Here is a 19423-nt window from a genome sequence, read left to right as displayed (position 1 = left end):
TCGTTGTGAAAGCCCTTTTTTATGAATCTGTGTTTTCTCTCAGCAAGAGAAAACCTTTGTGATCTCGTTTGGAGCTGCTGGTGACAGCGAAATTACGAAGGTTTTAATGAATATTTTTGCAGTTTCTCAACCACAAGGGTGCTGCCTGATGAACGCTATTCCCTGAATGTTGCACTACTTCAAACAAGCGAGGTAACGTTTGATCGTTTCCTCTAACCCTAAGTATAGTGCATCGGATATAAGCGCATGGCCTATGCTTACTTCCAGCAGCTCAGGAATGTGCTGGTTGAAATATTGCAGGTTGTTGAGGTCCAGGTCATGGCCTGCATTTAGACCTAATCCAACTTCACGTGCTTTTAATGCAGCTTTGAAATAGGGTTTTATCGCAAGTTCTTTATCGAAGCCATACTCTGTAGCAAATCCTTCTGTATAGAGCTCAATGCGATCTGTTCCTGTTTCGGCCGCGGCCTCTACCATTTCTTCGACGGGATCAACAAAGATAGAAACACGTATACCTGCATCTTTGAACAATTTACACATATCTTGTAGATAGGCTTTGTTTTTAATGGTATCCCAGCCATGGTTAGAGGTTAATTGTCCTTCGGTATCGGGCACTAAGGTTACCTGTGCTGGTTTATTGGCCAATACAAGGTCAATAAACTTCTGTTCTTGGCAATTCCCTTCAATATTGAGTTCGGTCTGGATTTCTGCTTTTAGATCAAAAACATCCTGATATCGAATATGTCTTTCATCAGGTCGTGGATGCACAGTGATACCTTGAGCGCCAAAACGTTCACAGGCTAGTGCCGCAGATACTAGATTGGGGTTATTGCCACCTCTAGAATTTCTGAGCGTTGCGATTTTATTGATATTTACTGAAAGTCTAGTCATTTTCCTGTATGTTATGATGTAAAAATACAAATAATATCTATTTTTTTTTAACTTGCATATATGGATGGAATCGACTATAGCCTGTTTAGCGGCTTTCGCCTATTGGACGTTATTGATATCATATTGGTAGCGATTATTATCTACTATATCTATAGTTTGATTAGGGGGACCATTGCCGTTAATATCCTGATTGGCGTAGCACTGTTTTATGGCGTTTATATTGTCGTCAAACAGATGCATATGCGCTTGCTGACTGAGATATTTGGCGGTTTTATATCCGTAGGATCAATTGCTTTGATTGTTGTATTCCAGCAGGAAATCAGGCGGTTCTTACTACACGTGGGAAAGAATATATCCATGAAACGAAAAAAAGTTTTTTGGTCGTTTATCGGGAATAAAAAGGCAATACAAAAAGATTTGACGGAGGATCTAAAACCCGTTATTGAAGCCTGTAGAAGCATGTCGCGTACACGGACGGGAGCTCTATTAGTTTTCTCAAAGTATTTTGACGAGGAATATTATCAAAGCAGCGGTGAGTATATTGATGCCCATATCTCCAAGCGCTTGATTGAAAGTATCTTTCATAAAAATAGCCCATTACATGATGGTGCGGTGGTTATTGTTGATTTTAAGATTATGACAGCATCTTGTGTGCTACCATTGTCGGATAGTGAGGATTTACCGCTGCAATTCGGACTACGGCATCGCGCTGCAATTGGAGTGACGGAAATCTCGGATGCGATTGCCGTTATCGTCTCTGAAGAGACTGGTGAGATATCTTTTGCGAAGGATGGAAACGTCAATATGAACGTTTCACCAGAAGAACTTGAGCAATTGCTAAAAGACGAGTTATAAAATAAAAAGCTGAGCTATAAAAAAGGTTTTAAATGCCAATGCCCCCAAAAAGTTAGACACTTTCTGGGGGCATTTTTAGATAGAGATACCTATTTCTTTGCAGCGTTGATCACTTGTGTATTTAATTTGATGTATTCACCATTTTTATCTGCTGTGGCAACTTCAAGACCTTTGGTTGCTGTTTCTATCGCACCTTTTTTATCTCCAGCTTTTAATTGCGCTTTTGCTTTCCAATATAGGACGTGAGCGGCTTTGGGTTGAGCTTTAGCAGCTTCGTCAAACCAGCTTAGTGCTTTATTTAGATCTAAATTATTACTGAAGTAATATTGGGCTGCAGCAAAATAAGGTTTTTTCTCACCCTTCATAGCCTCGTCAATAGAAGCTAATATTTTAGCTTGTTGATTGACTTTGAGATCAACCTTTACAGACGTTTTTTCCCAAGCGAGACTCAATACAGCACCTGTAGGTGTAACATTGTCAAAAGAAATGGTAAATGTCTCCACTGGATTTGCTAAGTTCTGTGGTTTAACATTGAAGCGTAAGGCATCTTCAGTTTGTTTATAGGTATAGGCACCCCATTGTTTGGTGTTTTTACTGATGATGATGGTCCACTCTGATTTGTTCGGGATTGTGAAAAGAGCGTAGGTTCCAGCAGAAAGCTTATGGCCATTCAACTCAACATCACCTTCAAAGGTTAATGTGGTATTGGTATTTGCTCCTGTACGCCATACTTCATTATAAGGAACAAGATCGCCAAAGATCTTACGGCCGTTCACGCTAGGTCTGCTGTAATTAAGGGTTACGTTTTCAATACCCAATCCTTGTGTAACTGTCTGTGAGCTACTTGCTGCAGGTAGCTTTAGCTGAGCAAAAGATTCGTTGGCCGTAAACATCATTGTTGCGGCAATGGCAATTGCAAAAAGATTCTTTTTCATCTGTATCATTGTTTGTTTTGTTGTATGCTTAATATTTAATGGCTCTTACAGCATCTATCTCCTAAAAGTAGGAAGAATTTTAAGAAAAAAAGGCATCNNGATGCCTTTTTTTCTTAAAATATAAGATGGATTTACCTTAATTCGTTTTTCCCACTTTATGACCTGCTATAGAGAAATACATAATGTATAGATAGCCTGGTACCATCGCATATAGGAATGCATGTTGAAAATCAATATGCAAATGATCTTTTAACAGTCCATAGATCAAAGGCCATATTGCTCCACCAGCAATACCCATAATCATAATTGCTGATCCTGTTTTTGTGAATTTTCCCAGACCTTTAATTCCTAATGGGAAGATCGCTGGCCACATGAGGGAGTTTGCGATTCCTAACAAGGCAACAAATATAAATGATGTTGTGCCAGTTGTGAAAACAGAAATGACGGTGAATGTGATGCCAATGATTGTGCAAATGCGTAGGGCCATTTGTTGTGATACAAATCTTGGAATGGAGATAATACCGATAATATAACCGATCAACATGCAAGATAGTGTAAATGCTGTTGCGTAGGTCGTAAAGAAGGGATCAACTTTCAGTTCGCGTGCATAGACGCCAATGATATCTCCCGCCATAACTTCGACCGCTACACAGAAGAAAATTGCCAAAGCGCCCAAGAACAAATGTGGATATTGAAATATCGATGTTTTCTTTGCCGCAACAGTTCCGCTTTCTGCGCTGCTTTCTTCTTCTGCGTCCATATCGACCTCAGGCAGGTGAGTGAACTTTAAGAATATTGCGAAGGCAACGAATATAATTGCAAGCGAGATGTATGGCGTGTGTACGCGTTGAAGAAGATCATCTAAGATCGCATTCTTTTGGACCAGATCCGTTGTTGCTTCTAATTTTGCTGTTACTTTTTGCGCATCTTTTAAAAAGAGTGTTCCGAAAAGGATAGGTACAATGATACCAGCCGATTTATTGAAAAAACCAGCTATTGAAATACGTTGTGCTGCGCTATCAATAGGACCAATAATACTTAAGTAAGGGTTAACTGCTGTTTGTAATAATGCCATTCCTGAACCTTGAATAAAGATTCCTGTTAAAAATAGACCATAGCTTCTGTTATCTGCCGCAGGAATAAAGATCAAAGACCCTAAACCTAATATAATGAGACTGACAACTAAACCATTTTGGAAACCAATTTTTTTGATGATGACTGAGCTTGGAAGTGCTAGGAAAAAATAAGCAATATAGGAAGCAAAGGTTACGAAGAAAGCTTGCAAATCTGTTTCGAGGTTACAAGCAATTTTTAAGAATGGAATTAAAGTTCCGTTTGCCCAGGTAATAAAACCGAGGATAAAAAATAAACCACAGCAGATGGCCATAGGGCGAAAAGCTGTTTTACCAACGTTAGGATTAGTGGTCATGTTTTGTTTTATTATATTTAGTTAAGTTATCGTTCGAGTAGTTAAGTTATCGTTCGAGGATTGGTAAATCAGTAGGAATAAGGAATGAGCAAACGATTGCGCTCCATAATTACTGATTTTTAAGGTATCCATCCTACAAGACTACTTAAATTTCTTGAATATTGGAAATAAATAAAGGCATATTTTTGAGGGATTTTGATAATTAATTGACAAAAAAAAGGAGGATAAATTGTGAAATTTATCCTCCTTTGCTTATGAACGTTGTCGAATTTTAATTGGACCAAGTTGATAAATCGAGTTAGCAGGAGCCATACAGTCCTCGTTATTTTGGAACGATTGCTACTGTAAGTCTTGAGATACAATTTAATTTGTTGAAACGATCGTACATTTTTATTTCCCAAATATGTGTGGACCGACCAATGTGTATTGGACTACATTTCGCGGTGATTACACCGCTACTGACCGGGCGTATGTGATTGGCATTTACTTCAAGTCCCACACCGCGGTATTTGTCAGGGTCAACCACGAGATTGGATGCGATACTTCCCAAAGATTCCGCCAGAACGACAGAAGCACCGCCATGTAAAATGCCGTGCGGCTGTTTGACTTTATCTGTTACAGGCATGGTCGCCGTGATGGAGTTGTCATCTATTTCTGTTGCTTGAATTTCGAGCAGACCTGACAGATATTTATTGAAGAATACGTTAATTTCCTCAATGCTGTAATGCTGAAACCAAATTTTTGACATCGTCTGAGTTTAAATAACGTTCTTGGATAATAATGCGGTGATGATTGAGATGGCCCGCAATGACATACAAAAGCGCTTTTACACTTGTCAGCCGTTCAGATGCCATGCCCTTACGTTCTAGTTCCACATCGTTAAAACTATTGAAAAGCATCATGTTAGCTTTGCGAAGAAAGGTGAATTCTTTGCTTAAACTTTCTAATGTGCGGTCGTTGTAACGGGAATATTGAATGAGATAGTCTTGGTCATACCCGGCAAGCTCTTTAAGGTCATTACGTGAAAAACGCAATGCCCGGTAAGCCATGATACGCTCATTATCGATGACGTGGCCAACAACTTCTTTGATGGTCCACTTATCTTCGGCGTATTTAAAATTACCTCTTTCCTCAGGAATCGTGTCCAGAAATGCTGGAAAGGAGAGCGTTTGTTCTTCTAGTGCATCAAACACGTTATCGACGACAGTCTCAATATAAGGTGCGTAGACTGCTGGATATTCGTCAGATTTGAGTGGCTTCATATTTTAAATTGCTTTTTAAGATTATTCGAAATGTTGTTCCTTTACCTACTTCAGATTCTTTTACAAAAATTTGTCCCTGGTGGTACCGCACCATTCTTTTTGTCAGACTAAGGCCAAGCCCCCAACCTCTTTTCCGTGTTGTGAAACCCGGCTGGAAAACAGATTCAAAATTAGATCTCGGAATTCCTTTGCCTGTATCACTAATGTCTATAAAAATTTCTTCTTTCGCAATATTTTCTGAAATATTAACAGTTATCTTTCCTTCTGTGCCAATGGCATTTACTCCGTTTTTCAATAAATTTTCGATAATCCAATCAAAGAGTGGAATATTGAGTTGTGCTTCAAGATGTGTGTCGCCTTTTAATTCGAAAGCAATTTTATTACTGGTTCGTATGCGAAAATAATCCATATAATTTTTGATGACATCATAGAGGTTATGGTTGGTCAGTACGGGAGTAGATCCTATTTTGGAGAAGCGGTCAGCGACGATTTCAAGTCGTTTAATGTCATTTTCCATTTCATTTAGCGTGTCATCTTCTTCGGCATCAAATTTTATGCGAATCAATTCTAACCAGCCCATCAGTGACGAAATAGGGGTGCCCAACTGATGTGCTGCTTCTTTGGTTAGTCCGACCCAAACAAGATTTTGTTCAGATTTTCGGATGGAGTTGAAAACCGTATAGGCAATAATGAGAAAGAGGGCAATCAATGATAATTGTACATAAGGAAACACCCTTAACTGTTGCAAAAACCAAGAATCCTTATAATAAACATGCCATTTTTGACCATTTTCCAATTCCAATGTAATCGGAGGATGGCTCTTCTTCATAAACGCGAGCTGCTTTTGAAAATATGCCGGATCATAATCGAGATGTTTTGTAACACTGTCGTTGTGTCCGGGTTTAATATTTGTCTTTGTGGAATCGAGGTTACGCCAGAAAATAATGTCTTCCTTATCGTCAGTAATAATTGCTGGTAAATTTAGGCTGTCTCTTACGGCGTAAATAAATGTAATGAATTCATCATCAACGTCGGGCATGGTCATGATATTTTTGGTACTCATAGCCCATACCTCAGCCTTTGAACGTTCGGCATGCGCAAGATTTCGAACGAGGTAGTTGGTATAAACCAAAGAGGCGACAGCAATGACTGCTGCAAAGATAAGCAAGATAAATTTCCAGCGTTGCTGGCTAATCTGATAGGGTTTCATGATTACGTATTCGTGTCCTTCATTTGCAAATTACTGAATAAATGTCTGTTTTCTGCACTTTTATTTCATTGAAGAAGTTAACGTACCATCCAAATCAAAAATTTTGTGGTAATTTTGCGGCATGAGTTCAGAAAGAAAAGTAAGAGTGCGTTTTGCACCGAGCCCGACAGGTGGTCTTCACCTTGGTGGGGTACGTACAGCTTTGTTTAATTTTCTCTATGCGCGTCAGCATCAGGGAGATTTTATTTTACGTGTCGAGGATACGGACCAAACTCGTTTTGTCCCAGGTGCTGAGGAGTATATCAACGAATGTTTAGCATGGTGTGGTCTGTCTCCAGATGAAAGCCCGTTAAAAGGGGGCGAGTACGGACCTTACCGTCAAAGTGAGCGAAAACCATCTTACCGGAAATATGCTGAGCAGTTGATCGAGAATGGTTATGCTTATTATGCATTTGATACTGCAGAGGAATTGGATGAGCAACGTAAGTTGCAGCCTAATTTTCGCTATAGCCACGAAAATAGACTTCAATTGCGTAATTCATTGAGTCTGTCTGAGACTGAAACTCAACAATTATTGGATGCGGGGACTCCGCATACCATTCGTATAAAGATTCCTACCGATGAAACGGTAACATTCACGGATATGATCCGTGGAAAGGTTGCTTTTGATACAAATCTTGTCGATGACAAGGTGTTGCTTAAAGCAGATGGCATGCCGACTTATCATCTGGCAGTTGTTGTCGATGATAAAGCTATGGAAATATCGCATGTTTTCCGTGGTGAAGAGTGGTTGCCTTCGGCGCCTATCCATATTTTATTGTGGGAATACCTCGGCTGGGGTGATAGCATGCCAGGTTGGGCACACCTTCCATTAATTCTGAAACCAGATGGAAATGGTAAATTAAGTAAGCGTGATGGCGATCGCTTGGGCTTCCCTGTTTATGCAATGAACTGGACTGATGCGAAATCTGGTGATACAACAAAAGGATTCCGTGAGATGGGCTTCTTGCCAGAAGCTTTTGTCAATATGCTTGGGGTGTTGGGCTGGAATGATGGAACTGAACAGGAGATTTTCTCCTTAGATGAATTGATCCAGAAATTTGGTGTTGACCGTATCAGTAAAGCTGGGGCAAAATTTGATTTTGAAAAAGCAAAATGGTTCAACCATGAATGGATTAAACGCACATCGACAGAATCTCTGTTGCCACAGATCAATACAGTTTTGGAGCATCATCAAGTAGAAGCCGATGCCGCTTATGTGAGTAGGGTATTGGATGCCGTGAAAGAACGTTTAACCTTTGTTGAAGACTTTTGGACTCAGGCGTCCTTCTTCTTTTCGCAGCCTGCGGAATATGATTTGAGCGCGGTAAAACCTAAATGGTCTGCTGAGAAAACTGCATTTTTTGAGGATATTAACCAATCATTCGAAGGATTTAATACCTGGAAGGCTGCTGAATTGGAACCCTTCTTCAAAGATGCGATTCAGGCATCAGGGATGAAGATGGGTGAGCTTATGATGCCATTCCGGATTATGCTGGTAGGGGGTAAGTTTGGACCAGATGTATTTCAGATTGTTGAATTACTTGGTCAACAAGAGGTCATAGCGCGTGTGAAAAAAGCACTTAAAGAATTCGATGCTTAAATAGCTTTAAGTACGAGATACTGAAAAGGGGTTGTCTGCATTGCTATGCAAACAGCCCCTTTTTTCTGAAAGAGGTTGTTTATTGATTGCTGTTGTTTTTATCAAGTCATCAATGCGCGATTAAGTCATCAATGCGCGCGCGATACGCGGTTGATTAGCCAAAAAGAATCTTCCGTTCGGGTTCTTAACTGTTGTTGCTCGCGAAATCATGGAGCTTGTCTATAGGGGGGAGTGGCCTCATTTACAAGTATGGTATCCTTAGGCGCATGAAAAGTGTTTTGGCTGGGCCGAATAAAAATATTAGCCCCGTTATTAGTATTCCTAGTATCCCTAGATAAGTAAATATCTCCATGTTACTGATTAACGTTGCTTGCTGACTTAGGGTTCCCGAAATACTTTTGCTGGCAATACGGCTTGCTATCTGATCGCCATATATTCCGGCATATTTCTCCATTAATGTATCCCAATAGTTTATTGTTAAGGTATTGCTTGTATTCAATGTTTGTTCGAGTTGAATATAATGTTTTTGATTTAGTACATAACTGACGTTTTGGATAAGAGCAAATCCGACATTCGTACTCCAGAACCGAGCTGTTGTGCCCATAAGACCTGCATTGCCAACGTGATGGGATTCGACACCAGTCAAGATATAGATAACAAGCGGTGTAAAGAGCCATCCCTGACCTATTCCTTGAATAAACAAAGGAAGACCGATTGCCCAAATTGTGGTGTCAGGGTAAAATGTGGGTACAAATATAAAACATGAGGTCGCCAAAATCAAAAAGCCGAAACCAAAGATATATTTAGGAGATACATCGCGCAGGAGTAAAAAACCTGAACTACCGACACCCAGTATTGTGCCAAACACGTTGATGTACTGTACATCAATAATATAATGCCAGGGCCACTTCCAAACTGTAGCCATTACAGTATAAACATTATTGAGGCAGCTACGAATAATATAAAACAGAAAAAACAGGGTAACACCAAAGATCACATTTTTGTATCTCAAGATCTCAAAATGAAAAAGGGGTCTTTTGACCGTCTTTTGTTTAATCATAAAGAGTGCGCCGAAAATAAGGGAAAGGGCGAAGTTTATGGTGATATTGGCGTGTTCAAACCAATAGTATTTGCGACCATAAATTAAGACATAAGCTCCACAGCTCAATGATATCAATAAAAACAAGCAACTTGCCAGATCTAATTGATAGAGGGGAAATTTTTTACCCAAGCGATTATTGTTAAGTAACAGCAAAGCTATTGCAATCACAATCAAATGCCAATAGAGGACGACGTGGATCATATCTTGCCATCCGTAATCCATAATACTTTCTTTGAGTAAGGAGGTCGTTAAAGTTGATCCCGTAAGCATAAAGGTGTACAGGAAAAAATAAGCAATCGTACGGCTTTTGGCATGCCTAATTTGCATCATAAGCAAGGGAAGAAAGCAAGCTCCTTCCAATACACAGAAAATACCTTCTACCACGCGCAGAATGCCAATAAGAAATGGATCTCTTGTCAGCGAAATGCCTAGTAGGATCAAAATGGAAAGACTGCAGGTCAAAAGAATATATGTTCTTACTCTGAAGAAGGAAAATAGCCGCTGAAATAGAAGTAAAGCAACGACAATGGCGCCATACATCAGGGATAGAAAATACTGAATATCCTCGGCTTCAATGTCCAGTACCGAAGCGGTAAATGCCGTATTGGAATGGAAGAGAGACATTAACATGAGATGTGGGAACATCGCTAATATCATTAACGGAAGTTTTATCCATTCGGGCACCCAACTATAGTATAAAGATTTATTCATACGCATGATGATTAGGATTGATGGGTAGCATGGATAACCACATTCATACCGGCACGCAATTTCTTAAGATCCTGTTTTGGATCAAATACAATTTTAATAGGAATCCGTTGTTCAATCTTTACGAAATTTCCGGTTGCATTGTCTTGAGGTATCACGGAAAATTTGGAACCTGATGCTGGGGAAAAAGAGTGAATTTTTCCTTTAAAACTAAGTTTGGGAAAGGCATCAACCTGTATCGTGACTACAGTACCTTCTGAAAGGTTTTCGAGTTGAGTCTCTCTAAAATTAGCGTTGATCCATTTTTCCTCGCTAATGACGTTGGCTAGTGTCTGGCCTTCCTTTACAAATTGTCCTGGTTGGATCGTTCGTTTGCCAACAAAGCCATCGTAGGGAGCGGTTACTACGGTATAGGAGAGAAAAAGCTGTGCATTTGTTTTCGCAGCCTTTTTGATATTGATATTAGCTCTTGCCGGCAATTCGTTTGCTTTTTCTTTGCTGCTGTTCAGTTGAGCTGAATTATATTCTTCCGTAATGGCGTGCAATTGCGCCAATGCGATATCGTATGCTGCTTTGGCATTATCGTACTGCTGTTTGGTGGCAGCCTCAGCTTCAAATAAATTCTTGAACCGATTGTAATCCTGTTGGGTCTGCCATACACTTACTTTTGCAGCCTCTAATCTTGCCTTTTGAACCGAAATACTATTAGCTGCCGCATCGGCTGTTTTGCTGAGAACCTCGGCATTTCTCTCACTACTTTGGAGTTCGGCATTCGCCATATCCACCTTGGTTTGATACTCGCTCGCGTCTATAATAAGCAGCGTGTCGCCTCGATGAACATATTGATTTTCCTCAAATCGTACCTCTTTAATAAAACCAGCGATTCTACTGGCAATGGGTGTAACATATTGATCAATTTGAGCGTCATTTGTCGTGACATACTGATTAGTAAAAATGAGGTGTCTGATTAAGACGCCAATACCGGTCAATAATAATAGGCTGGCAAATATGACGAGCACTTTATTAAATCCCTTTGTTTTGTCTTTTTTATCTTCTTTATTCATTGTTGTTTAATTGCGCGTTTTTCAATTGTTTGCTTTGCCTGTGCTTATTCCTTTGTATGTGCTTGACGTATCCTTTACCTTAAAATCATCAAAGCTTCCAGCTCAAAAAGTCTCGGAGCCATTCATCCAGTTCAGCTATGCTGTACTCGAAGTAGCAATTTTTCTGGTTTTGTATTTGACTTAAACAGGAGTACTCGGAATACGAGCAAATTTCCTCTGAGCACATGAGCATATGGCTGTACAAAGATACTGTGAGATAGAAACGTTTTGTTTTGTATAGTCGGACGAATATATGTTCATTTGCGCCATGTTGTAGGAAAAGTGTAATTTTAAGTTATGGAAGAGGAAAAACTGGCAGCTATTGATGCTGATCAATATGATTTTTATGTAGACCACATGTATGTCGATCGTATCGATTCTCGGGAGTATAAACATAAAAAGGCACGGTTGCTCTATGCCGAAGGTGGAATTGTTCATGTGTTTACAGCAACAAAGCACTGGTACTTACCGGCAAGATTTTACATGTGGATTCCGGCAAATACAACCTATCATCTGGAAAGCACAAGCTCCCGTATCCCGCTATATAGTTTTTATTTCAAGGAGCGGCAGCAGATGCCGTCCGTACTTTCAGTACCGAATATATTTCTTAGCAATGATCTGGTGCGTGAAATGTTTTTATTTGCTCAGGATTGGAGCGGAGGGGTCAGTAAAACGACCGATTATTCAAAATACTGTCTCTTGCGCGCGATGATGGCTATCATTCCGGATACAAGTTCACCAATAGATGCTTTCCCGATGCAGCATCCCTATCCTAAAAGTGAGAAACTCAGGAGTGTGGCTAGATATCTGAACAGCAACATTGATCAGGCCTTTACCATAGAACAGATTGCGGCTCGCTTTGGAATGAGTAGCCGCTCGTTGTCCAGACTTTTTAAAGACGATATGGGCATCAGTTATATTCGGTTTTTAAGAGCCATACGAATTGCAAAAGCTTTGGAGCTGATGTCAGAGAATAGCTATTCCATTCTAGAAATAGCCATGCGCGTGGGATACAACGAGCTGTCTTCTTTTAGTAATATTTTTACGCGTGTAACGGGTATCCGTCCATCGATATATATGGCGAAGATTAATGAATATAAACAGTAATATTTTATTTAGGCTAAAAGTTCCTGCAGATCTTCCTGAGATAGTGACTTGATAAAGCTTTCTTCTGTCGTGATCAGGCTTTGTGCAATCGATTTCTTTTTATTCTGTAAAGCCAGTATCTTTTCTTCGACGGTATCTTTACTGATAAATTTATAGATAAATACATTGCGCGTTTGACCGATGCGGTGTGAACGGTCTACGGCCTGTTGTTCCACAGCTGGATTCCACCACGGATCCAGAATAAAAACATAGTCCGCTTCAATCAGATTGAGTCCCACCCCACCTGCTTTTATCGATATAAGAAATAACTTAGTATCGTTGTTTTTACGAAATTGGCTAACGGCTTCATCCCGGTTCTTTGTGCCGCCATCTAGGTAGGCATAATTTATTCCTTTATTATCGAAATACTGACGGAAGATATTGAGCTGTTTTACGAACTGGGAGAAAATCAGTACTTTGTTGCCCCTTTGCATGACCATCTCAAGCGTTTCAATGACAGCGTCGAACTTGCCGGAAGCACCCGAGAACTTCTCATCCACCATTCGGGGATGATTGGCTAATTGTCGGAGCTTTGTCAAGCCCTGCAACAGCGCAATTTGGGTAGATTTTGGCTTGCTGTCCAATTGTCCGTCAAGAATGGCATTGCGATATTCAGATTTGACTTTTTCGTACAACTCGGATTGTTTTTCAGTCATTTCACAATAAAGTACCTGTTCAGTTTTTGGCGGTAATTCTGTTGCCACCTGATCTTTTGTACGTCTTAATATAAAAGGTTTGACAATCGCTTGAAGACGCTGCGCCTTTTCTTCATCTTTTTTCTTTTCTATGGGCTGTACAAATTCCTTCTGAAAATAGGTATAGCTTCCTAGTAATCCTGGATTGGTGAAGTGCATCTGTGCCCAAAGATCCGAAACGGAATTTTCTACAGGAGTTCCACTCAAGGCCAATTTGTTTTTGCTTTTTAGGCTTTTGATGGCTTTAAACGATTTGGAAGTTGGGTTTTTGATATTCTGGCTCTCATCGAGGATAATGTAATTAAAATAAAAGCCACTCAAGGTTTCTTCATCAATGCGGGCAATCCCGTAGGTAGTAATGACCAAATCATATTTAGCGAAAAGCGAGGCATCTTTAATGCGGTTGTTTCCGGTATGAAGGTGAATATTAAGCTGTGGCGCAAATTGCTGTGCTTCTTTTTGCCAGTTGTATACCAATGATGTTGGCAAGACCAAAAGTGAGGTACGGACATCCTGTTCGTCTTGGAGTTGTTCTTTTTGCTGTTGCAATAACGCTAAAGTCTGTATGGTTTTACCTAAACCCATATCATCTGCAAGACAGCCGCCAAATTTATACTGCTTCAAAAAATTAAACCAATTGTATCCTGCTTTTTGGTATGGGCGAAGATTTCCCTTGAAATGTTTTGGTTCGGGAATATCAGCAATCTCTTCAAAGTTGGCTAGATTCTGTAGTTTTCGTGTAAATACCAGTTTTGTATGCTCACTAATTTCAAAGAGTAGACCAATATGTACCTTATTTAGTTTGAGCTCATGTCGGTCTGCAGAAAATTGGAAGAGATGGTTGTATTTTGCAAACCATTCTTCCGGAATCATGGCAATTTCTCCATTTGGTAAGGTGAATTCCTTAATATTATTAAGGATATGGTTGCGCAGCTGAATAAATGGAATCTCATAGGGCCCAAATTTTGCGATAGCACTTATATCAAACCAATCATTGTCTTCATCAATGGAGATATCTAAGGAGGTGTGCCCTATGAAGAAGCGTTTTTCTTCACTATTTTGTATAATGTGGAATCCAAGAGCCTCCAGTTGTTCTTGATGGTTGTTCATCCAGTCAAATACTGAAAGCCGTTTTCCAGTTTGGTTTGCTGGCGTTAATAAGCCGAGTTGGAGATCAACATCCTGTAGTCCCAATTTTTTTAAGCTTTCATGTTGTTGTTCTTCCCATTGCAACGATCGTTTGACACGGTGGAATATATATTGATCATCTTGCGCATTATATTCCATGCGAACAGTAACCTTATTCTCGGCTCCCGCGGTAAAGGTATGCGGTCCGTACTTGAATTGCAGTTGTAATTGCGAGGCTCCATCCTCGACATAAATCAAATGGAGGAGTGGAATTGCTTGGTGCTGGTGGGTCTGAATTTCAAATCCTTCGGCATAGACATGATAACGTTCAATCAGTCCACATACAAAGGTTTCGAAATATTTTTTTTCAGTGCTTCTACCGACAGAAATGTAACGTTTATTCAGGAAAGGGCTGAGCTTCTTGCCCTCAAGGGCCTGATCGAAATAATATAGGGTATTGTTTAAAAGTAACCATGCTTGTACATTGGTCAAGACAATGGCATTTTTGAACATAAACTCCAGACGCTGATTTTCGTATTTGATTGTCGGGAAATAACGTGTTTCTTCTTCGTTTCGTCGAAAATGAAATAGAATCGATGCCGCAGAGGTTGCCAATTTAATTTCTTGATCTGCTGGATAACCATCTTTGCTCATCATGAAAAGTGGTTTGTCTCCAATAGCTTCAAAAAATTGGATCATTTTTTCATCTATTTTAGGCCGAAGAAGTTCATACAACTTTTTATCGAAAACTTTGGAAAAGAAATCGACAGGTCTAATTGCTTTTTTATAGTATTTTTTGATGAGATGCGTTTGTTCGATTTCATCGAGCAATCGAATCAGTTTGTAATCTACTTCATCCAATTCCGCGGCGTAAGCATCGACAGTATTGCTAAATATACGCTGATAACGTAGTGAGTAAGTCCCGTTGGGATTGAGTTTGACCATGTGTGGCTCAATAAGATAGCCAAGATAGGGATGCTCACATATAGAATAAACGATTTTATATACTGGAAATGACTTTGACTGTTGCATTAAAAATAGCGGACCTTATAAATAAAGGTTTCTAATATACAATAAAATATACCATTAATTGCAATTTGCACGTTGAAATTTTAAAAATCGATTCCAAGGGATAGCCTCGTTAAGATCCTGTACTAACCTTCATTATGAAGTTGTTCACAGGTATCGTTAAATGCCAAAGATAACAGGTCGTCCTTCACGGCTTGATTTACCTGAGTTGAAAATTTGAGTTGTAATTAGCTTGACTCGCTATAGGAGTAAAAATCTAATAGTTTCCTTCAAAGACAAATTGTGCTGGACCTTTTAAGAATACCTCTGAGAAATGGGAGCCCTTCTTATGGAATGAAATATAAAGCTGCCCTCCTAATACGCGAATAGGAATAGTGATATCACCTTCTAAATTTTGCTGCAGGGCAACAGCCATCGCTGCTGCAGTTGCTCCAGTGCCGCAGGCATAGGTTTCATCTTCAACACCGCGCTCAAAAGTACGGAGGAAATAACCATCTCCTTCCGCTTCAATGAAATTTACATTGATGCCTTCTTTTTCATAAGTAGCATTGTTGCGAATTGCGTAGCCATCTTGGAAGACATTTTTATCCTGCAGATTTTTTACAAACTCAACATAATGTGGAGACCCCGTTTGTAATACATAAGCTTCACCATCACGTGTATAATCTTGTACATCGATCATTTGCAGGTTGACAAGGTCTGCTGCTAGCGAGGCATGGTGTATGCCGTCTACTGCCAAAAAGACAGTTTTGTCAGTAATGATGCCTAAGTCGCGTGCAAAAGCGACGATACAACGGCCTCCGTTACCACACATGCTGCCTTCTCTGCCGTCGGCATTATAATAAATCATCTCAAAATCGTAATTTTCCTTGTTTTGAAGCAGCATTAAGCCATCGGCACCAATGCCAAACCGACGGTTACAGAGTTTTTCCACCAATGCTTCATCTGCGCGGTCAAATGCACTGTCGCGGTTGTCTACTAAAATGAAGTCATTTCCTGCGCCCTGATATTTTGAAAATCTTACTTTTGATGCCATTACGTTGATTTGTAGTAACAAAAATACGTTTTTTTGTTACAAAAAACCGGGTAAAAGTTAAGATTTGTTAAAATGATTGCATTTGTCTAGCAATTAACATTTTTTAACGTGTCGGATTTTCCGAAGGCCTTGAAATGGTATTACATTTGAACATATCCGAATAAAATCGGTAATTTTAGGAGCAAAAGTTATCAGCATATATTAGGACATTTTAAAATAGAAATAAGTTTATGAATAAGGTCGGTTTAACGCTATTAACGGCTGTTTTCGGTGGAGCGGTAGCATTAGGTGGTTACAAGCTTATTGAGAATAAGAAGTTGGATGGTATGTCTTTCGAAGACAAACAAAAAGTTTATTTTGCAAACAATCCTACAGGAGTTATGTCTTCAACAGGCAATCCTGATTTCACCCAGGCTGCCGCAATAGTGTCGCCAGGTGTAGTGCATATTAAGACAACCTATAGCCGTAAAGGATCACAGCAATCGCAAGGTTCTCCGTTCGATATGTTTGAAGAGTTTTTTGGCATGCCACAAGGTGGTGGACGTCGTCAAATGCAGGCGCAACCTGTGCAGGCATCCGGATCAGGTGTAATTATCTCGGATGATGGTTATATTGTAACGAATAACCACGTCGTAGAAGATGCAGATAAAATTGAAGTCGTATTAACAGACAAACGTACGTTTGAAGCCAAATTGATCGGACGTGATCCGAATACAGATTTAGCCTTGTTGAAAGTGTCAGGCAAGGGGCTTCCTGTGGTCAAGTTAGGTAACTCAGATAATGTCAATGTCGGTGAATGGGTATTGGCTTTTGGATACCCGCTAGGGCTTCAATCTACAGTTACCGCAGGTATCATTAGTGCAAAGGGTCGTCAGATCGGTATTCTGAGTGAAGGTCAGCAACAACGTGGTAATCCATTTGGTGGTGGACAGGATCAAATCCCGGTGAGTTCAGCGATAGAATCCTTTATTCAAACAGATGCTGTTATCAATAAAGGAAATAGTGGTGGTGCGTTGACGAATGCTTCGGGAGAATTGATTGGTATTAACTCTGCTATCGCTTCTCCGACAGGAACATATGCGGGTTATGGTTTTGCGATTCCGGTCAATTTGGTGAAAAAGATTGTCGATGACTTTGTCGAATACGGTAATGTAAAACGCGGTTATATCGGTGTTACCTATACCGAAATAACACCTGAACTTGCTAAAGAGAAAGGTTTCACAGATGTTGATGGCTTGTATGTTCAAGACGTTGTAGCTGGTGGTGCCGCAGAGGCTGCAGGTGTTAAAAAAGGAGATATCCTGACCAAGATTAATGGAAAAGTGATCACAGGTTCACCTGTCTTAAGTGAAACTATAGGTCGTGCGCGTCCTGGAGATAAGGTCAATGTCACCTACAAACGTGATGGTAAGGAAAAACAAGTAACCATGACATTGAAAGGGGAAGAATCCTTGAAGACCGCAAATACCGGCGGTAAAGCTTCTAAAAGTGCAACGGAGATTTACAATAAATTGGGTGCAAGCTTTATTCCTGCTTCAGCTCAGAAGAAAAAAGAGCTGGGTGTCAACTCTGGAGTTGTTGTGACCCAAGTGAATCGTGGTGGCATCTTTGATTACTTCGGTGTAGAGCGTGGATTGGTCATTACTGAGGTTAATGGAAAAGCTGTAAATACAGTAGACGATGTTGAAACTGCGCTTGGCGCAACACAACGTAATATTGTGCGATTGAAAGGGGTATCTCCTCAAGGTGGTGCTGTTCAATTGAGCTTCCCAGTAGAATATTAAGCGTTGAATTAAGAATTGGTTGATTAATATAGTTTAGGTGGTTCTAGCCGTAAGGTTAGGCCACCTTTTTTTTCTGAAAGTGTCTGATCTTATTGGCCAGAAAAAACCTTCAGTTTGCTTTCATTGCTATTGGTGGCTGCGAAGTCATGAAGGTTTTATCCTTTGTATTATGATCACGTTTTTTCATTAAGGGAGTAATGAACTCGCTATGCTTGGTTTACTAAGCATTGTTTAATTTCATTGGCTTTAATGAACTCAGTTATTGGTCAGAATGATTTTTAGGCGGGTTTTTCCGCTGTTTTTGTATGCGAAATCAGGAAAATTTGGTGGAAATGCTATGTCACTTGGTAACATGTAGGTCAATTTTAAGCTGGTTGTTTCCTTAATAATTTTAGTTTAGCTATTTTGCGGAATGAAGTGCCGAACAGCGCCAGTACTTGTTAAGCTGCGTCTTTCTGGCCTGATGATTTATTATATATTTTGCTATCGACAAGAATGAGAGCCTGATTATATGGGCTAAAGGCGTTCTTTGCGTCCTTTAGTTGGATCAGTCAACGGTATCGCGATTGCTTGATAGTTTTTTAAAATTATAGAGATGAAGATTTTAATGGTTTGTTTGGGCAATATCTGTCGTTCGCCCCTTGCACATGGTATATTAAAACAAAAAGTTGCGGATAATCAATTAAATTGGGTCGTTGAATCGGCGGGTACAGGTGACTGGCACATTGGTGAAGCACCCGACCGTAGGGCGATAGCCATTGCAAAGAAGTATGGTGTCGATATTTCCGGTCAGCGGGCCCGACATTTCAAGCCGCATTTTTTTGCCGAATATGATCTTATATTTGTGATGGATAGACAAAATTATGAAGATGTATGCGCTCAGGTGATTGATAAGGAAGACCTGAACAAAGTGAAATTGTTTTTAGGAGATGATGTTGTTCCCGATCCGTATTTTGACGATAATTTGTTCGATCCAGTTTTTCAGATGATTGATCAGCGCTGTGCAGAGGTTATTGCAAAAGGAGGGAATCTAACGGCATAAGTGTATTTATTTATCTTAGTTTGTTTAAAACAAAAAAATGAAGGCAGCAGAAGTAAATAAGAAGTGGAGTATTCTACAGGATGAAATTGCTTCACTATTCGATATGGAAAAGCCGGACATCAAAGTCTGTTTATTCCTCATTGGTGTTCAGGAATTGGGTAAAGGTGCTCAAAAGTTCTCAAAACGGGAAAAAGAAGAATTGATGCACATTGCGACCTGTCGTCTTTTCAGTGCAATGGGATTTTATAATCTGAAAGGTCTGGATGAAGAGGGGTGGCCACATTGGGAATTGGTAAAACCTATTCCTAACTATACGCTTTTGGAACAAGAACTGATTATGAAGTCCTTGATCATAAATTATTTTGAGGAATTAAACGTTATCTAGAAGATAGCACAATTGAAAAAATTGGAAGTTCTAATTGGGAG

16 protein-coding genes are annotated in these 19423 nt (G+C 39.9%); 6 read left to right on the top strand and 10 right to left on the bottom strand.

Annotated elements, in window-relative coordinates:
* Nucleotides 1–174: 174 nt before the first annotated feature.
* Nucleotides 175–891, bottom strand: coding sequence for a pyridoxine 5'-phosphate synthase (locus tag B3P16_RS13530; protein ID WP_046672649.1), 717 nt, complete (start codon nucleotides 889–891; stop codon nucleotides 175–177).
* A 60-nt stretch (nucleotides 892–951) separates the two neighbouring features.
* Between B3P16_RS13530 and cdaA the strand changes: the two genes are divergently transcribed.
* Nucleotides 952–1746, top strand: coding sequence for a diadenylate cyclase CdaA (gene cdaA / locus B3P16_RS13525; RefSeq protein WP_046672648.1), 795 nt, complete (start codon nucleotides 952–954; stop codon nucleotides 1744–1746).
* 89 nt (nucleotides 1747–1835) lie between these two features.
* Here cdaA and B3P16_RS13520 read toward each other — a convergent pair whose 3' ends face one another.
* From B3P16_RS13520 to B3P16_RS13500, 5 genes are all read right to left on the bottom strand, one after another.
* Entirely contained in the window at nucleotides 1836–2681 is an 846-nt protein-coding gene (locus tag B3P16_RS13520) for a DUF2911 domain-containing protein (protein WP_286843267.1), read from the bottom strand.
* Between the two features lie 136 nt (nucleotides 2682–2817).
* Nucleotides 2818–4110 carry a sugar MFS transporter gene (locus B3P16_RS13515; protein ID WP_159333446.1) on the bottom strand — a complete coding sequence of 431 codons (1293 nt, stop codon included), beginning with the start codon at nucleotides 4108–4110 and terminating at the stop codon, nucleotides 2818–2820.
* 322 nt (nucleotides 4111–4432) lie between these two features.
* Nucleotides 4433–4858 (bottom strand): hotdog fold thioesterase, encoded by a 426-nt coding sequence (locus B3P16_RS13510; RefSeq protein ID WP_112375037.1) that lies wholly within the window; start codon nucleotides 4856–4858, stop codon nucleotides 4433–4435.
* Entirely contained in the window at nucleotides 4824–5372 is a 549-nt protein-coding gene (locus tag B3P16_RS13505; RefSeq protein ID WP_046673623.1) for a DinB family protein, read from the bottom strand. The genes B3P16_RS13510 and B3P16_RS13505 overlap by 35 nt, the downstream gene beginning before the upstream one ends.
* Nucleotides 5353–6582, bottom strand: a complete 1230-nt coding sequence (locus tag B3P16_RS13500) for a sensor histidine kinase (RefSeq protein WP_070561286.1) — start codon at nucleotides 6580–6582, stop codon at nucleotides 5353–5355. The genes B3P16_RS13505 and B3P16_RS13500 overlap by 20 nt, the downstream gene beginning before the upstream one ends.
* Before the next feature lie 121 nt (nucleotides 6583–6703).
* Here B3P16_RS13500 and gltX point away from each other — a divergent pair, with 121 nt between their 5' ends.
* Nucleotides 6704–8224 carry a glutamate--tRNA ligase gene (gltX, locus tag B3P16_RS13495; RefSeq protein ID WP_115046443.1) on the top strand — a complete coding sequence of 507 codons (1521 nt, stop codon included), beginning with the start codon at nucleotides 6704–6706 and terminating at the stop codon, nucleotides 8222–8224.
* A 241-nt stretch (nucleotides 8225–8465) separates the two neighbouring features.
* Here gltX and B3P16_RS13490 read toward each other — a convergent pair whose 3' ends face one another.
* On the bottom strand, nucleotides 8466–10037 hold the full coding sequence (locus B3P16_RS13490; RefSeq protein WP_286802855.1) for an MFS transporter: 1572 nt from the start codon (nucleotides 10035–10037) through the stop codon (nucleotides 8466–8468).
* An 11-nt stretch (nucleotides 10038–10048) separates the two neighbouring features.
* Complete coding sequence (locus B3P16_RS13485; RefSeq protein ID WP_286802856.1) at nucleotides 10049–11098, bottom strand: HlyD family secretion protein; 1050 nt, start codon at nucleotides 11096–11098, stop codon at nucleotides 10049–10051.
* 336 nt (nucleotides 11099–11434) lie between these two features.
* Between B3P16_RS13485 and B3P16_RS13480 the strand changes: the two genes are divergently transcribed.
* The gene (locus tag B3P16_RS13480) at nucleotides 11435–12244 is read left to right on the top strand and encodes a helix-turn-helix domain-containing protein (RefSeq protein WP_070561282.1); all 810 of its coding nucleotides are present in this window, start codon (nucleotides 11435–11437) and stop codon (nucleotides 12242–12244) included.
* 8 nt (nucleotides 12245–12252) lie between these two features.
* Here the strand turns inward: B3P16_RS13480 and B3P16_RS13475 are convergent, their stop codons facing one another.
* Both B3P16_RS13475 and dapF read right to left on the bottom strand, forming a co-directional pair.
* Nucleotides 12253–15138, bottom strand: a complete 2886-nt coding sequence (locus tag B3P16_RS13475; protein WP_112375035.1) for a DEAD/DEAH box helicase — start codon at nucleotides 15136–15138, stop codon at nucleotides 12253–12255.
* A 253-nt stretch (nucleotides 15139–15391) separates the two neighbouring features.
* Nucleotides 15392–16171 carry a diaminopimelate epimerase gene (dapF, locus tag B3P16_RS13470; protein ID WP_286752738.1) on the bottom strand — a complete coding sequence of 260 codons (780 nt, stop codon included), beginning with the start codon at nucleotides 16169–16171 and terminating at the stop codon, nucleotides 15392–15394.
* Between the two features lie 230 nt (nucleotides 16172–16401).
* On the opposite strand from dapF, the gene B3P16_RS13465 reads away from it, so the two are divergent.
* The 3 genes from B3P16_RS13465 (at nucleotide 16402) to B3P16_RS13455 (ending at nucleotide 19382) form a co-directional block, all read left to right on the top strand.
* Nucleotides 16402–17955 carry a Do family serine endopeptidase gene (locus B3P16_RS13465; RefSeq protein WP_046673632.1) on the top strand — a complete coding sequence of 518 codons (1554 nt, stop codon included), beginning with the start codon at nucleotides 16402–16404 and terminating at the stop codon, nucleotides 17953–17955.
* 595 nt (nucleotides 17956–18550) lie between these two features.
* A complete protein-coding gene (locus B3P16_RS13460) occupies nucleotides 18551–18997 on the top strand; it encodes a low molecular weight protein-tyrosine-phosphatase (RefSeq protein WP_070561279.1) in 447 nt (148 codons plus the stop codon).
* A gap of 37 nt (nucleotides 18998–19034) precedes the next feature.
* A complete protein-coding gene (locus B3P16_RS13455) occupies nucleotides 19035–19382 on the top strand; it encodes a hypothetical protein (RefSeq protein ID WP_046673634.1) in 348 nt (115 codons plus the stop codon).
* The last annotated feature ends 41 nt before the right edge of the window (nucleotides 19383–19423 follow it).

It is taken from the genome of Sphingobacterium sp. UBA7631 (assembly GCF_002483935.1).
Classification (GTDB): domain Bacteria; phylum Bacteroidota; class Bacteroidia; order Sphingobacteriales; family Sphingobacteriaceae; genus Sphingobacterium; species Sphingobacterium multivorum.
This window is presented reverse-complemented; position numbering and strand designations above follow the sequence as displayed.